This is a genomic window from Streptomyces sp. NPDC006463 (assembly GCF_042870715.1).
Lineage (GTDB): Bacteria > Actinomycetota > Actinomycetes > Streptomycetales > Streptomycetaceae > Streptomyces.
On the sequence record NZ_JBIAHP010000010.1, the window covers coordinates 261,863 to 276,425 of the forward strand.

The following is a 14,563-nucleotide window of genomic DNA, read 5'->3' on the forward strand; positions in this document are numbered from 1 at the left end:
TCCAGTTTTTTACCCTTTTGGTGGCGGTGGGGGGGGTGGGTTTTCCGCCCACCCCAAAAAAATGCCCCCGGGCGGCTGGGGGGGGGGGGGGGGCCCCCCGCCCCCCCCCCGCCCCTCCGTCGTTCCCGCCGCCGAAAGGTCGCGAAGACACCTGGCCGGTAGAATGGTGACATCAGGCCCGCGCTGTTCAGCCGCGGGAGTGCACCGCCCGGTCGGGCCTCCGCGAAGGCGCGAGCACCTCTCCCGCAGACGACATGCGTATACGCACGCGTCGAACCACTCACGTGGGTGTCGTCGCCCCTATGCGGGCAATTCCCTTAGCTGGCACAGGAGTTTGCCATGAGCAACGTCCTGACCCGGGCGGCGGTCACCGCTGCCGCAGCCCTCCTGGCAACGACCGGCGCCTCGGTCGGTGCCACCCAGGCGTCAACCCTGCCGATGGCCCCGACCTGCCGTGTGGCCGACCTCGACCTGGCCGTCGGAGATCCGGAAAGCGCCGGGGGGTCGATCAACTACCCCATCCTGTTCACCAACACCACTGGCCGCACCTGCGCGTTGCGCGGATACCCGGGCGTCAGCGTCACCGATGCCCGGCATCACCAGATCGGTACCTCCGCGATCCGCACCGGCGAGGCGATCAGCACGGTGTCCGTCTTCCCCGACGACACCGTGACCGCCATCATGCGCACCAACAGCCGGTCCGCTTCACGGAGCTGCCGCCCGGTGTCGACCTACGTCAAGGTCTACCCGCCGAACAGCCCTACGGCCGAGGAGATCCGCTACAACCTGAGGGTGTGCGGGATGTTCGAGATCAGCCCGGTGGAAGCTGCGGGTTGAGGGCCGCACGGGGCGGCGCGCCACACGGCGCACCGCCCCTTCGGCGCACCCCGCCGGGCGATCAGTCCGTCTGGTAGAAGCCGAGGCAGTCGACGATCACGTCGACGGGCTCCCAGCCCTGGTTCCAGAAGTCGATGACGTCTCCCTTGCCTCCGGACGTCTGGACCAGGTTCGGGACGGTCGCGCCCCTCGTCCAGTTCAGGGACGAGGAGACGGGCCGCTCCGGCCTGACCTGGAGGCCCTTTTGGTAGTCGGTCCACGTGTTCGGGTCGGGGGCCACCGACAGGAAGCCCGCCCCGCGCGTGTTGGTGACCGTGGTGTTCAGCACCCAGCCCGTGACGGGGCCGGGCGAGTCGCCCAGGAGCGGCAGGAGAAGGTACTCACGGGCCGGCACGGGCCCGGCGGTCCGGTACCAGGCCTCCTCGCGGGTGTCGATGAGCCGGAACGGCTCGGAGACCGGCCGGAGGGCGGCCCGGCTGTCGGGGCTGTAGTAGCCGACGACGTCGATCACCACGTCGGCCGGCTTCCAGCTGCCGTTGCGGATGCTGATCCTGCCGTCGGGGCCGACCGGCACGATCACCGAGTTGGCGACCGTCTGACCGGCGGAGAAGTTCACACTGGACGTGGACGGAGCCGTCTGCCCGCTGGGATAGGCGGTCAGGTGACCGGCCTCCTGAGGGTTGGTGACCGTCAGGTTGAGCGACACGGCGGTCGCGCCCTTCGGGACGCCCCGGCGGTCGGCGATCTCGACGCCGAACGTGCCGTATCCGGGGACCTGGCCCTTGGCCGCGCCCAGGCCCTCACGGGTGTCGACGGCGCGGACCGGGGTCAGCGGGCTGTAGCCGGCGGCCGCCGAGTGGGTGAAGTAGCCGGTGACGTCCGCGATCAGATCGACCGACGCCCAGCCGCCGTTGACCAGATGCACGTACCCGTCTACGACCGGCACGATCACCAGGTTCGGAACGGTCTGCCCCGCGGCGTAGTTGAGGTTCGACGTCGTGGGCTGGATGAAGTCCTTGCCGGGCTGGACCGCGATGTGGCCCGCGTCGGTGGCGTTCGTGACCGTGACGTTGAGCGCGACGGCGGCGACGTCGGCGGGGATCTGGGCGTTGCCGCCGACCTTCAGGGCGACCACGCCCCTCGCACCGACCTTGGCCTTCGCCGCACCGGTCCCCGCGCGGGTGTCCAGCAGCCGGGTGGGCGCGTGCGCGGTGAACTCGGTACCCGCCGTAACGGCCTTGACCACGTTCGCGGCCGTGACGTTGTTCGTCCAGTCCTTGACCGTGACCGTGACGGTGTACGTGCCAACCTCGGCGTACGTGTGGGTCCGGTTCAGCACGGCGGAACCGGACGGGGCGAGCTTGTCCGTCGCCCCGTCCCCCCAGTCGATGACGACGTCGAGCACGGCGTCCGCACTCGTGACGGTGGTCTGCAGGTTGACCGTGTGCGCCGAGTAGGCGGTCGTTTCCAGCCCGATCGCGAGGCCCGGGTTGCCCGCCGCGGCCGTCGCCCGCGGGGCCGTGGGCGAGGACGTGACGACCGTGCGGTCCGCAGGGCTGCGGAAGGTCTCGGCGGTCGACGCCTTGGCCTTGCCCGGCGCCCCCGCGGAGGCGGCCACCCCGGGGCCCGAGGGTTCCACCGGACCCGCCGCCCGGGCCATGCCCGGTATCAGGCCGATGCCCGCCGCCACGAGGGCAGCGGAAACCACGAGTCGGCGATTGCGCACCGGCCCCCCATTTTCTGGATCTCGTGCGTGCGTGTGCATACGGAACAGCGCCCCGGGGCCGGCCTTGGCGGCCGGGCCCGGGGCGCTGAGAGGCTGACTCAGATGGTGTCGTAGAAGCCGAAGATGTCGACGATCAGGTCGGCGTCGTCCCAGCCCATGTTCCAGAAGTCGACGATGCCGTTGGCGCCGGCGCTCGCCTGGACCAGGTTCGGGACCGTCTTGCCGGCCGTCCAGTTCAGGGCGGAGGCGGTGGGCAACTCCGGCCATTCCGCAGTGCCGTTGCCGTAGGCGTCCCACGTGTTCGGGTCCGGGGTGACCGACAGGAAGCCGTCGCCGCGGGTATTGGTGACCGTGGTGTTGAACACGAAGCCGGTGACACCGGCCGGGTTGCGGAACGGCCGCATGTAGATGTAGCCACGGGCCGCCAGCGGGCCGTCGCCCCAGTTCGCCGCGTCCCGGGTGTCGAGCATGCGGGCCGGGTCCATCGGCACGAAGGCGCCCGAGCTCTCGTTGGTGTAGAAGCCGACGACGTCGACGATCACGTCGGTCCCGGCCCAGGCGCCGTTGCGGACGCTGATCTGGCCGTCGGGGCCGACGGGCACGATCACCGAGTTGGCGACCGTCTGACCGGCCGTGAAGTTCACGCTGGACGTGGACGGAGCCGCCTGCCCGCTCGGGAAGACGGTCAGGTGACCGGCCTCCTTCGGGTTGGTGACCGTCACGTTCAGTGCCACCGCGCTGATGCCCTTCCAGACACCGTTGCGGCCGGCCATCTGCACGCTGAACGTGCCCTGGCCGGCGAGCTGGCCCTGGGCCGTTCCGGTGCCGTTGCGGGTGTCCACGGCGCGGACCGGTGCCAGCGGGTTGTAGCCGCTGGCCGCCGTGTGGCTGAAGTAGCCGGTGACGTCCGCGAGCAGGTCGAGCGACTCCCAGCCGCCGTTGTACAGCTCCACGTAGCCGTCCTGGCCGACCGGCACGATCACCAGGTTCGGCACGGTCTGACCGGCGACGAAGTTGACGTTCGAGCTGATCGGCTGCACGCCGCCCGACGGGTACGCGGTGACGTGCCCGGCGCTGGTGGCGTTGGTGACGGTGACGTTGAGGACGACCGCGGTGACCCCGGCGGGGATGCCGCCGTTGCCGCCGACCTTCACGCGGGCCTTGCCGTACGCGGGCACCTTGCCCTTCGGCGCGCCGATGCCCGACCGGGTGTCCAGGAGGCGGGTCGGCCCGTACGGGGTGAAGTCGGACCCCTCGGTGACGACGTCGAGCTGGTTGACGGCCTGCGTGTTGTTCGCGGCGTCGACCACGGTGACGGTGACCTTGTACGAGCCGACCTCGGCGTAGGTGTGCTCGTTGACGAGGTCACCGGCGCCCTGCGCGGTGGTCGTGTCGGTCTTGCCGTCGCCCCACGCGATGGTGACGGCGAGCGAGGCGGCCGCGCTCGTGACGGTGGACGTCAGGCGCACCGCGTGCGCGGTCGGACCCGTGGCCTTGAGACCGACCGCGAGGGTCGGGTTGCCCGCGGTGGCCACCGTCGGGGCGGCGGCGGCCTTGCTGCCGGCCGCAGGAATGGTCTGCCGGACCGTACGGTCGGCAGGGCTCGTGAAGGTCGTGGCCTTGGACGCCGTGGCCTTCCTCAGGTCTCCGGCGGGCGCGGACACGCCGTGCGCGCCCGGCTTGACCGGGTCGGCCGCGTGGGCCATGCCCGGGATGAGACCAACGCTGGCCGCGACGATGGCGGCAGCGGAAATTACGAGACGGCGACTACGCACCGGCCCCCCCATTTTCGTTTTTGAACGCGCTCAGGGTGATTCCCGATCAGAGTACATAGCCTTTCGGCAGTTCTCATGCGGGTACTCGACCGGAGCAGGGGCAGTTGGCCCGTATCTGCCCGGTACTGACCCGTTCCGGGCGGCCGGGCCCTACCAGGCCAGTTGCGAGATCTCCTCGGCGACCACCGCGCACGCGTCCGCCGCCGGGTCGATGAGCGGGAAGTGACCGACCCCGTCCAGCAGCGTCAGCCCGACCATCTCCCCCGCCCGAGCGGCGGCGGCCACGTACGCCTCCGCCACCTGCTGCGGGACCACGATGTCGTCGCGGCCCTGGACCACCGCGGTGGCGATGCCCGTCGGGAGCAGGGCCGCCGGGTCGGCGAAGGGGAGGCGGGAGGCGAAGTGCTCATGACCGCCGAGCAGCTGCGCGCTCGCGCCACCGCAGACGCCCAGCTCCTCGGCCACCGCGAAGTGCGCGATCGGGGCGAGCGCCACCACACCGCGCAGCGGCGGCGGGGCGGGCAGCCGCCACGGGGACCCGTACGGGAGCACGTGCCGGGCCGCGGCCCACAGCGCGAGCTGGCCGCCGGCCGAGTGGCCGGTGACGACGACGCGGCGGAGGTCGGCCTGCGGCAGCGCGGCGGCGGCGAGCCCCGGCAGGGCGTCGAGCGCCGCGGCGACGTCGTCGAAGGTCTCGGGCCAGCGCCCGGCGACCGGTCCCTCGGCGCCTTGCTGCGGAAGGGAACGGCCGCGCCGGTACTCGACGTTGGCGACCGCGAAACCCTTCCGGGCCAGGAAGTCTGCGAACGGGGTGACGTGCTGCCGGTCGTACGGCGCCCGCCACGCGCCGCCGTGCAGCACGACGACGAGGGGGACCGGGCCCTGGGTCCCGCCGCGCGGGGCGTAGAAGTCGACGACCTGGTCGGGGTGTTCCCCGTACGCGGCGCTCGCGTCCGGCGCGACGGCCGGATGGGAGAAGGCCGAGGCGGCCTCGGCGGCGTCCCGTTCCACTGCGGCGGGGTCCGTCATCGGCTCAACCTCTCGGTAACGCGTGGGACAGCGGGGACAGATGTTCCGGTGGTCCGGCAGAGCGGGACCGTATCAGTCTGGACCGACGCGTTCCGTGCGGGGCCCGGGATGTGCCGGAGCGGGCGGAGCCGTAGCCCCGCCCGCCCGGTGATGTGACGTTTCGCTAAGGGGTCACCCGAAAATGCGACCCAGCGTGCGCGCCGCGCGCTCGGCATCGGCGAAACCGACGTAGAGCGGGGTGAAACCGAAGCGCAGGACGTCCGGGGCGCGGAAGTCGCCGACGACGCCCCGGCCGATGAGTTCCCGCATGACCTCACGGGCGTTCTCGGTGCGCAGCGAGACCTGGCTGCCGCGCCGGTCGTGCTCGGCCGGGGTGACCGACTCGACCCGGCCCTCGGGGACGTAAGCGGCCACGCATTCGAGGAAGAAGTCGGTCAGGGCGAGGGACTTGGCCCGTACGGCTTCGACGGACACCCCGTCCCAGGCGTCGAGCGACGCCTCCAGGGCCAGCATGGACAGGATGTCCGGGGTCCCGACGCGGCCGCGGCGCGCCCCGTCGGCCGGGATGAACTCCGGGGTCATGGCGAAGGGATCGGCGTGGCCGTTCCAGCCGGGCAGCGGGGAATCGAAGGCGGCCTGGTGGCGGTCGGCGATGTAGAGGTACGCGGGGGCGCCGGGGCCGCCGTTGAGGTACTTGTACGTGCAGCCGACCGCGAGGTCGACGGCGTGCGCGTCGAGGCCGACCGGCAGTGCGCCCGCCGAGTGGCACAGGTCCCAGACCATGATCGCCCCGGCGGCGTGCGCGGCCTCGGTGAGGGCGGGCAGGTCGTGGAGCCGGCCGCTGCGGTAGTCGACGTGGTTGAGGAGGACGACGGCGGTGTCCGCGTCCATCGCCTCCATCGCGTGCGCGGGATCCACCGGGGTGGCGGTCAGGCCGGTCATCCGGGCCGCCGAGGCGGCGATGTAGCCGTCGGTGGGGAAGGTGGCGGCGTCGACCAGCATCTTCGTCCGGCCGGGAGCGGCCAGGCGGGCGGCGCCGACCAGGGCCTTGAAGAGGTTGACGCTGGTGGAGTCGCCGACGACCACCTGGCCGGGGGCCGCGCCGACGAGGGGGGCGAGCTTGTCGCCGATCCGCTCGGGGGCGGTCCACCAGTCGCTCTCGTCCCAGGACCGGATGAGGAGCTCGCCCCACTGGCGCGTGACAACGTCGGCGGTGGTCTGCGCGACGGTGGCCGGGAGGGCGCCCAGCGAGTTGCCGTCCAGGTAGACGACTCCGTCGGGGAGCGTGAAGCGGTCACGGAGCTTGCCGAGCTCGTCGGCGGCGTCCAGGGCCGCGGCGCGGGTCGCCAGGTCCGGTATCTGCGTCTGCAGCATCTGTGCGGGCGTGGGCTCAGACATGGCTGCGAGCCGTCCAGAGCTCCGGGAAGACGTTCTTCGTGGCGCGCTTCTCCAGCCAGGTCACGCCGGCCGAGCCGCCCGTGCCGGTCTTCGCGCCCATCGCGCGGCGGGTGGCCACCAGGTGGTCGTTGCGCCAGCGCCAGACGAGCTCGGCGACGTCCGTGAGGACCTCGCCCAGACGGTGGAGGTCCACGTGCTCGTCCGGGGCGGCGTACAGGCCCGTCCAGACGGCCTCGACCTCGGCCGAGGGCTCGTAGCGCTGCGACAGGTCGCGGTCCAGGACCGCGTCCGGGACCGGGAGGCCGCGGCGGGCCAGGAGGCGCAGGACCTCGTCGTAGAGGCTGGGCTCGTGGAGGGCCTTCTCCAGCTCCGCGTGGACGCGCGGGGCGCCGCGGTGCGGTACCAGCATGGAGGCGGACTTCTCGCCGAGCAGGAACTCCATCCGGCGGTACATCGCCGACTGGAATCCGGAACCCTCGCCGAGGGCGGCGCGGTAGGCGTTGAACTGCCCCGGGGTGAGCTGGGCGAGCGGGCGCCAGGAGGAGTTGAGGGCCTCCAGCTCGCGGAGGGATCGTTTCAGCGCATCCATCGCGACCGGGATGCGGTCCTCGCGCAGGGCCTTCGCCGCGGTCTCCCACTCGTGGACGATGACCGTGAACCACAGCTCCATGACCTGGGTCGTGACCAGGAAGACCATCTCGCCCGGGTCGTCCGAGCGGAGGTGCTGGAGGTGGGTGAGGACGTCCGCCTGGACGTAGTCCTCGTAGGGGGTAGTGCCGTCGAAGTCGAGGTTCGGGGTGTCCGAACCGGCTCCGGAGGCATCAAGGTTGTTCGACATCGCTGTCTCCTCGACACGTGCTTCCGGGTAGCGGTCCGCTCCTTCCGATGGGTGAGTGGAGCCCCGGTCCCCTGCCCGCATCATAGGACCGGTTGCCGGGCCCTCTCCAGCGAGGTGTGACCGGGGTCACGATCACTTTTAGGACACTATGGCCTGCCGGGGCCCTTGGTGCGAGGCCCCGGCCAGGTACGTGCGTACGTCCGCGCGTTCGTACGGCTCAGGCGCCGAGGACGTCCGCCGCCGTCTCGGACGAGTCGCGCAGGAAGGTCGAGCAGCGCTCGTACTCCTCCTTCTCGCCGATCGCCTCGGCGGCGCGGGCCAGGGCGTTCAGGGCGCGGAGGAAGCCGCGGTTCGGCTCGTGCTCCCACGGGACCGGGCCGTGGCCCTTCCAGCCGGCGCGGCGCAGGGCGTCCAGGCCGCGGTGGTAGCCCGTACGGGCGTACGCGTACGACTCGATCGTGTTGCCAGCCGCGAAGGCCTCGTCGGCGAGGGTCGCCCAGGCGAGGGACGAGGTGGGGTGCGCGGCGGCCACCTCAACGGCGGGGGTGCCTGCGGCCAGGGCCTCACGGCCCGGCTCGTCGGGGAGGTGGGTGGGGGCGGGGCCCCCGAGGAGGTTCTGGTGAATGGACATGCCCCCAGTCTGCCGGGCCCGGTGGTGGGGCCCCACCACCCGGCGGCCCGGGCGTGTGCCCGGCGCACCTCACCGGGGCGGGTTCCGGGGGCGGACCGTGGGGTACGCCGAAGGGCCCGGCCGGGACCGTGGGAGTACGCCGAAGGGCCCGGCCGCCGTCGTGGGACGGGGCCGGGCCCTTCGGTACGTCGTGCCTCGGGACCGCTTCGCGCCCCGGGACTACTTCAGCTTCGTGCCCGTGGAGCGCAGGTTCGCACACGCCTCGGTGACACGCGCGGCCATGCCGGCCTCGGCGGCCTTGCCCCAGGTGCGGGGGTCGTACTTGGACTTCGTGCCGACCTCGCCGTCGACCTTCAGAACGCCGGCGTAGTTGGTGAACATGTGGTCCACGACCGGGCGGGTGAAGGCGTACTGGGTGTCGGTGTCGAGGTTCATCTTCACGACGCCGTTCTCCAGCGCGGTGGCGATCTCCTCGGCCGTGGAGCCCGAGCCGCCGTGGAAGACGAAGTCGAACGGCGAAGCCTTGCCGTACTTCTCGGCGACGCCCGCCTGGAGGTCCTTGAGGAGCTCGGGACGCAGGACCACGTTGCCCGGCTTGTAGACGCCGTGGACGTTGCCGAAGGAGGCGGCCAGCAGGTAGCGGCCCTTCTCGCCCAGACCCAGGGCCTCGGCGGTGCGGATCGCGTCCTCGACGGTGGTGTACAGCTCGTCGTTGATCTCGTGGCTGACGCCGTCCTCCTCGCCGCCGGTCGGGGTGATCTCGACCTCAAGGATGATCTTCGCGGCGGCGGCCTTGGCGAGCAGCTCCTGGCCGATGGCCAGGTTGTCGGCCAGGGTCTCGGCGGAGCCGTCCCACATGTGCGACTGGAAGAGCGGGTTCAGACCGCGGGCCACGCGCTCGGCCGAGACCTCCAGAAGCGGACGTACGTAGCCGTCCAGCTTGTCCTTGGGGCAGTGGTCCGTGTGCAGCGCGACCGTGATGCCGTACTTCGCCGCGACGATGTGCGCGAACTCGGCCAGGGCGACGGCGCCGGTGACCATGTCCTTGCTGTACTGGCCACCCAGGAACTCCGCACCACCGGTGGAGATCTGGATGATGCCGTCGCTCTCGGCCTCCGCGAAGCCGCGCAGCGCAGCGTGCAGGGTCTGGGAAGAGGTCACGTTGATGGCCGGGTAGGCGAACTTGCCTGCCTTCGCCCGGTCGAGCATCTCGTTGTAGACCTCGGGGGTTGCGATGGGCATCTGTCCGCTCCTTGGATGTGCGGGGAGTGTGCTTATTGCGGGCCCTGACCTGGGGGCGACGTCATCGTCGCGCCCATCTTTCCAGACTCCGCGCGACACTCCACCCCGCCGGTCGCCAGGTGCGAGCCGAACGGGCCGGGATGTTTCACGTGAAACATCCCGGCCCGCCGAATAAGAGCAGGTCAGGACCTACTCAGAGCCCTCCAAAGACCATCGTCACCAGTTCCGCCGAGGCCGGAACCAGGGCGTCCGGACCCTGAGACCTGCCCCTGAGACCTGTCGGTGAGGCCTGCCCTGAGACCTAGGAGAGGCCGAGGTCCTCCAGGCGGTAACCGGTGAGGTACGGGAGCCCCGCCTCGGCGATGGCGTCGGCCGCGCCGCGGTCCACGATCGTGGCGACGGCGACGACCTCGCCGCCGGCCTCGCGGACCGCCTCGACGGCGGTCAGCGGGGACCCGCCGGTGGTCGAGGTGTCCTCGACCACCAGGCAGCGCTTGCCCTTGACGTCGGTGCCCTCGATGCGGCGCTGCATGCCGTGGGCCTTCTGCGCCTTGCGGACGACGAAGGCGTCCAGGCGGCCGCCGCGCGCCGCGGAGGCGTGCAGCATCGAGGTCGCGACCGGGTCGGCACCCAGGGTCAGACCGCCGACGCAGTCGAAGTCGAGTTCGGCGGTGAGGTCGAGCATGACCTGACCGACCAGCGGGGCCGCCTCGCCGTCGAGGGTGATCCGGCGGAGGTCGATGTAGTAGTCGGCTTCCCGGCCGGAGGAGAGGATCACCTTGCCGTGCACGACGGCCTTGTCCTTGATCTGCTGCAGAAGCGCATCGCGTACGTCACTCATGACCCCGAGCTTAATTGGGTGCTAAGCGAGCCGCCGCCACGTCCAGGTCGTGGAGATCTCCAGCGGGTCCACCGGGGTGACCAGGCGCGGCAGGGTGTTCAGCCCGTTCGGCGGGCCCGACTGCGGTTCGACGCAGACGGCTTCGGGCTGCTCGTCGTACACGACCACCCATTCGGCCCGGCTCGTGAGCCTCAGCTCCAGCGCGCCGGGCCAGGTCAGGGTGACGTCCACCCCGTCGGGCATGCCGAAGCAATCGTCCCAGGGGCCTGGCTTCGGGTCGATGCGGTTGCCGGTGGGGAGGTGGTCCTCGCCGCGCTCCTCCTGCCACGCGGGGTCGAAGCCGATGTTCACGTCCCCGCCGCCGAGCCCGAGGTCGCGCCGGAACCAGGGGTGCCAGCCGGCCTGGGCCGGGAAGGAGTCCCCGTACGTCTCGATGCCCATGGTGAGGGTGAGCGCGTCCGGCGACAGCTCGAAGATCTGGGTGACGCGGCCGGGGTAGGGCCACGGGTCGACGAGGTCGTACGTGAACACCGCGTCGGTGCCGGTGGCACGGGCCCGGCGCCAGGCCGCGTCCCGGCCGAAGCCGTGCAGGGCGTGCGGCGGGTGGTTGAGCGGGAGCTGGTGGACGTTCGCCCCGTCCCGGAACCGGCCGTGCGCGGTCCGGCCGCACCACGGCACCATCGGGAAGGACCCGTAGTGCGGGCCCTGGCGCAGCAGCTCCGTCCCGTCGATGCGCAGACTGCTGATCCGGCAGCCGTTCTCCTGGTCGACAGTCACCTCGGCGCCGCCGGCGCTCAGTTGCGTACTCATGCGGTCGACCCTAGTGGGGTCCGCCCGCACGGGCTCAGCGGCGGCGGCGCAGGGCCCGGCCGACGACGACCGCCGAGGCCAGGGCGAGAGCGGCGGCCGGAGCGAGCCAGCGCAGGTTGTCCTTGGTCGTGGTGGCGGCGGGCGGGGGCACGGGGGCGTACCGGCCGCGCGGGGGCGCGTGGTCCACCTCCTCGGCGCTGCGGCCGATCATCGTGCGGCGGGCGTGGGCGGCCTCGGCCGGCGGCCGCGCCCCATCACCGTGTTCGTCGAAGCCGCCGGCCAGGAAGGGATCGAGGGACGGCGGCGGCACTTCGGTCTCGAACACGGAGGCGGTGACCTCGGTGACGTCGTCGCCGTCCGCCCCGTCCCCGTCGGCCCCGGCGCCCTCGATGTCCTCGGCCTCGGCCACGGGGTCGGTCTCGTCGGCGTCGGTCTCATCGGCGTCGACGTCGACGTCGCCCGCATCGCCGGCGGCTCCGGCCATCAGGCCGGCTCCGGCGGCTCCGGGCTCCGCCACCGCCGCCAGCTGTTCGGCGGTCCGCTCCAGCAGCCGCTGCACGGCGGCCGCCGTGGCCTCGGCGGTGAAACCCGCGGCGCGCCCGTCGGCGGTGCCTCCCGCGGTGAAGTCCAGCCGGGTCCCGTCCCCCAGCGGGGTCAGCCGCAGCGCGAGGGTCAGCTTCACGGTCCCGCTGCCCCGGACCTCCGTACCCTCGCCGTCGACGGCGAAGTGGCTCTGGTCACGCTCGGTGACGGACAGGGCACCCCGGTAGGTCACGGTGTGTCCGCCGACCCGGACCTTCAGCCTGCCCGACAGCGGTCCGGACTCGGCGTCGGCGTCCTGCTGGAGTCCCGGCACGCAGCGGGCCACCCGGACGGGGTCGCGCAGCACGGCGCGGAGGCTGTCTGCCGGTACCGGAACGAACACCTGATGCTCCATGCGGTCGAGCCTACCGACGAGACCCGCACCCGGTCACGAATACCGCGGGTGCGGCAGGGTGGACGGCGGGAGCCCGTCCACCCGGTTGCGCTCCGCGTCGCGCGCGGCATCCTGCAGCGAGCCGGTCGACAGCGAGCGCAGCCCCGGCGTGTCGCGGTCCACGCGCAGCGGCGGCGCCTGCTCGCGGGAGGCCAGTACGAAGCCCCAGTCCTGCGGTGGCGCGTCGCTGACGCCCAGCGGCGTGCGGTCGGGTCCGGCGGCGAAACCCGAGAGGCGTCCGCCCGCGCTGTAGGGCGAGGTCCACAGGCCCGCCGCGCGCAGGGTGGACTCGACGGTCCAGTACGTACGCGGGCGCGAGGCCAATGGCCCGGCGTGTACGGCGATCCGGCCCCCGGGCCGCAGCGCCCGCGCGGCCAGCCCGTAGAACTCCTGCGAGTAGAGCTTCGTGCTCGGGGTGATGCCCGGGTCGGGGAGGTCGGAGACGATGACGTCGTACCGGTCCCGGGCGGCCGGCCCGCGCAGCCAGCGGAACGCGTCCTGCGTGACGACCCCGACGCGCGGATCCCCGTACGCACCGGCGTTGAGCGCGGAGAGCATCGGGTCGGTGCGGGCGAGCCGGACCACCCCGGGGTCGAGCTCGACGACGGTGACCGAGGCGACGTCCCGGTAGCGCAGCACCTCGCGGGCGGCGAGGCCGTCGCCGCCGCCGAGGACCAGGACCCGGGCGTGCGGGCCGGTCATGGCGGGGTGGACGAGGGCCTCGTGGTAGCGGTACTCGTCGTAGCCGCTGACCCGCAGCCGCCCGTCGAGGTACAGGTCGAGGGAGCGCGGGGAGCCGGTCCGCGGCCCGGTGAGGACCAGCTCCTGCACGCCGGTCTGGACGGCGACCCGCACCTCCCCGCCGTAGACGGCGCGGCGGGCCACCCGCTCGAAGTCGTCGGCGAGGACGGTCGCGCAGGCGAGCACGGCGAGCACGGTCACGTTCGCGACGATCAGCGTCCACCGGCAGCGCCGGCTCAGGTCGCGGCGGAACAGCCACAGCACCAGCCCGCCGCCGACGAGCGCGTTGACGGTGCCGGTGAGCATGGCGCCGGTGAGCTGGCCGAGCACGGGCAGCAGCAGGAACGGGAAGGCGAGGCCCCCGACGAGGGCGCCCACGTAGTCGGCGGCGAACAGGTCGGCGACGGCCCCGCCCGCGTCCTGCCGGCGGATGCGCTGGATGAGGACCATCAGCAGCGGGATCTCGGCGCCGATGAGGACGCCGATGGCGAACGAGAACGCGACGAGCGCGGGCCTGGACTCCCCCAGCCAGGCGAAGCTCGCGTACAGCGCCATGGCCGAGAGGCCGCCGAGCAGGGCCAGTCCGGCCTCGATGGCGGCGAAGCCGAATGCGGGCCGGTGCCGCAGCCGTTTGGCGAGCAGGGATCCGACACCCATGGCGAAGACCATGACGGACAGCACGACCGACGCCTGGGTGACGGAATCGCCGATGAGGTAGGAGCCGAGGGCGAGCAGCTCCAGTTCGTATACGAGGCCGCAGGCGGCGCAGACGAACACGGTGGCCAGGACGAGGAGTCGGCCGGTCCGGGGCCGTACGGGCAGGGCGGCCGGGACGGTCGCCACGCCCCGTGGCTCCGGAGCCGGGAGGACCCGACGCGGGACGGAACGGTCGATCATGACCCGAACCGTACGTCACCGCCCACTCGCACCCGGTCACCCACATGGGTGCAAGTGCCTTACCGATCCAGCCAGTTGGAGTAACCACGGCGCAACACCGCGCCCTCGACCGCCGCCTGGCGCCGACACGCTCCAAGCCGCCCCCTAGGTCAGCGCGCGCGTTTGTGCGGGGGCCGTGTCCGGGGCCCCGATCCGTACGGCGACCCGGGTCCTGGTGGCCACCAGCTGACCCTCCTGCGGGTACGCGTGCCAGGTCCGCCAGCGCACCTGGCCCTCGTAGCGCTGCGCGAGCAGGGCGGTGAAGGCGTGCGGACTGCCCGGAAAGGTGCCCGCTAGCCCGTTCGGGTGGTCGGCGACCAGCGCGAGCAGTTCCTGGGCCCGACCCGCGAAGGACCCGCGGGACAGCGTCTCGACCCGCGCGGCGAACTCGTACTCCCAGTCGCCCACCCGCTTGGCCACGCCGAGCGGCAGCGGCGTACTGCTGCCGGGCATGCAGGCGACCGTCTCCGAGCAGAGCACCTTCCCCTCCTCCAGGAGCACCTGATGAGAGGCCCCGAGCAGGCGCAACTCAACCTTTGCGCCTGACAGTTCGAGGTTCAGTACGGCCAGGGCGGGCAGCCGGTCCCGACCCAGGGCCCAGGCGAGATCGGCGGCACGCGTGTCGGTATAGGTGGTCTGGAGGGTCGTGAGCATGAGTCGGCTCCGCAAACGCGCGAGGGAGATGGGCCGGAGCCCGCCAGCGGTAGTCAACGGGTGGGGGGACACCGGCACGGGTCCACAGGAAGTCCCGGGAGGTCCGGGGACTGGTCTACTCGACCGAGG

General features: G+C 72.2%; 13 protein-coding genes. 1 reads left to right on the forward strand and 12 read right to left on the reverse strand.

Annotated features, from left to right (window positions below; all coding sequences use genetic code 11):
• Positions 1-339 precede the first annotated feature (339 nt).
• Positions 340-837 (forward strand): DUF4232 domain-containing protein, encoded by a 498-nt coding sequence (locus ACFYOB_RS20275; RefSeq protein ID WP_388561267.1) that lies wholly within the window; start codon positions 340-342, stop codon positions 835-837.
• Positions 838-898: 61 nt separating this feature from the next.
• Here ACFYOB_RS20275 and ACFYOB_RS20280 read toward each other — a convergent pair whose 3' ends face one another.
• From ACFYOB_RS20280 to ACFYOB_RS20335, 12 genes are all read right to left on the reverse strand, one after another.
• On the reverse strand, positions 899-2,563 hold the full coding sequence (locus ACFYOB_RS20280) for a PKD domain-containing protein (protein ID WP_388561269.1): 1,665 nt from the start codon (positions 2,561-2,563) through the stop codon (positions 899-901).
• Positions 2,564-2,661: 98 nt separating this feature from the next.
• On the reverse strand, positions 2,662-4,269 hold the full coding sequence (locus ACFYOB_RS20285) for a PKD domain-containing protein (protein WP_388561271.1): 1,608 nt from the start codon (positions 4,267-4,269) through the stop codon (positions 2,662-2,664).
• 219 nt (positions 4,270-4,488) lie between these two features.
• Positions 4,489-5,367 (reverse strand): alpha/beta hydrolase, encoded by an 879-nt coding sequence (locus ACFYOB_RS20290; RefSeq protein ID WP_388561273.1) that lies wholly within the window; start codon positions 5,365-5,367, stop codon positions 4,489-4,491.
• 171 nt (positions 5,368-5,538) lie between these two features.
• Positions 5,539-6,765: a kynureninase gene (gene kynU, locus ACFYOB_RS20295; RefSeq protein ID WP_388561275.1), complete on the reverse strand. Its 1,227-nt coding sequence runs from the start codon at positions 6,763-6,765 to the stop codon at positions 5,539-5,541.
• A complete protein-coding gene (locus tag ACFYOB_RS20300) occupies positions 6,758-7,603 on the reverse strand; it encodes a tryptophan 2,3-dioxygenase family protein (RefSeq protein WP_388561277.1) in 846 nt (281 codons plus the stop codon). The genes kynU and ACFYOB_RS20300 overlap by 8 nt, the downstream gene beginning before the upstream one ends.
• Positions 7,604-7,820: 217 nt before the next feature.
• Entirely contained in the window at positions 7,821-8,234 is a 414-nt protein-coding gene (locus ACFYOB_RS20305) for a DUF3151 domain-containing protein (protein ID WP_328926797.1), read from the reverse strand.
• Positions 8,235-8,453: 219 nt separating this feature from the next.
• Entirely contained in the window at positions 8,454-9,476 is a 1,023-nt protein-coding gene (fbaA, locus tag ACFYOB_RS20310; RefSeq protein ID WP_328926796.1) for a class II fructose-bisphosphate aldolase, read from the reverse strand.
• A gap of 301 nt (positions 9,477-9,777) precedes the next feature.
• The gene (gene pyrE, locus ACFYOB_RS20315) at positions 9,778-10,317 is read right to left on the reverse strand and encodes an orotate phosphoribosyltransferase (RefSeq protein WP_388561279.1); all 540 of its coding nucleotides are present in this window, start codon (positions 10,315-10,317) and stop codon (positions 9,778-9,780) included.
• 21 nt (positions 10,318-10,338) lie between these two features.
• Positions 10,339-11,127: an aldose 1-epimerase gene (locus ACFYOB_RS20320; protein ID WP_388561281.1), complete on the reverse strand. Its 789-nt coding sequence runs from the start codon at positions 11,125-11,127 to the stop codon at positions 10,339-10,341.
• A gap of 34 nt (positions 11,128-11,161) precedes the next feature.
• The gene (locus ACFYOB_RS20325; protein WP_388561283.1) at positions 11,162-12,064 is read right to left on the reverse strand and encodes an SRPBCC domain-containing protein; all 903 of its coding nucleotides are present in this window, start codon (positions 12,062-12,064) and stop codon (positions 11,162-11,164) included.
• Positions 12,065-12,097: 33 nt separating this feature from the next.
• Positions 12,098-13,741, reverse strand: coding sequence for a polyamine aminopropyltransferase (locus ACFYOB_RS20330; RefSeq protein ID WP_388561285.1), 1,644 nt, complete (start codon positions 13,739-13,741; stop codon positions 12,098-12,100).
• Positions 13,742-13,885: 144 nt separating this feature from the next.
• Positions 13,886-14,434, reverse strand: coding sequence for a DUF2617 family protein (locus tag ACFYOB_RS20335; RefSeq protein WP_388561287.1), 549 nt, complete (start codon positions 14,432-14,434; stop codon positions 13,886-13,888).
• Positions 14,435-14,563 lie beyond the last annotated feature (129 nt).

Bases quoted from the DNA above. Each gene is read 5' to 3' on its own strand.
- ACFYOB_RS20275 (WP_388561267.1), top strand. From the start codon at position 340: ATGAGCAACGTCCTGACCCGGGCGGCGGTCACCGCTGCCGCAGCCCTC.
- ACFYOB_RS20305 (WP_328926797.1), bottom strand. From the start codon at position 8,234: ATGTCCATTCACCAGAACCTCCTCGGGGGCCCCGCCCCCACCCACCTC.
- ACFYOB_RS20285 (WP_388561271.1), bottom strand. From the start codon at position 4,269: ATGGCCCACGCGGCCGACCCGGTCAAGCCGGGCGCGCACGGCGTGTCC.
- ACFYOB_RS20335 (WP_388561287.1), bottom strand. From the start codon at position 14,434: ATGCTCACGACCCTCCAGACCACCTATACCGACACGCGTGCCGCCGAT.
- ACFYOB_RS20290 (WP_388561273.1), bottom strand. From the start codon at position 5,367: ATGACGGACCCCGCCGCAGTGGAACGGGACGCCGCCGAGGCCGCCTCG.
- pyrE (WP_388561279.1), bottom strand. From the start codon at position 10,317: ATGAGTGACGTACGCGATGCGCTTCTGCAGCAGATCAAGGACAAGGCC.
- fbaA (WP_328926796.1), bottom strand. From the start codon at position 9,476: ATGCCCATCGCAACCCCCGAGGTCTACAACGAGATGCTCGACCGGGCG.
- ACFYOB_RS20300 (WP_388561277.1), bottom strand. From the start codon at position 7,603: ATGTCGAACAACCTTGATGCCTCCGGAGCCGGTTCGGACACCCCGAAC.
- ACFYOB_RS20330 (WP_388561285.1), bottom strand. From the start codon at position 13,741: ATGATCGACCGTTCCGTCCCGCGTCGGGTCCTCCCGGCTCCGGAGCCA.
- ACFYOB_RS20325 (WP_388561283.1), bottom strand. From the start codon at position 12,064: ATGGAGCATCAGGTGTTCGTTCCGGTACCGGCAGACAGCCTCCGCGCC.
- kynU (WP_388561275.1), bottom strand. From the start codon at position 6,765: ATGTCTGAGCCCACGCCCGCACAGATGCTGCAGACGCAGATACCGGAC.
- ACFYOB_RS20320 (WP_388561281.1), bottom strand. From the start codon at position 11,127: ATGAGTACGCAACTGAGCGCCGGCGGCGCCGAGGTGACTGTCGACCAG.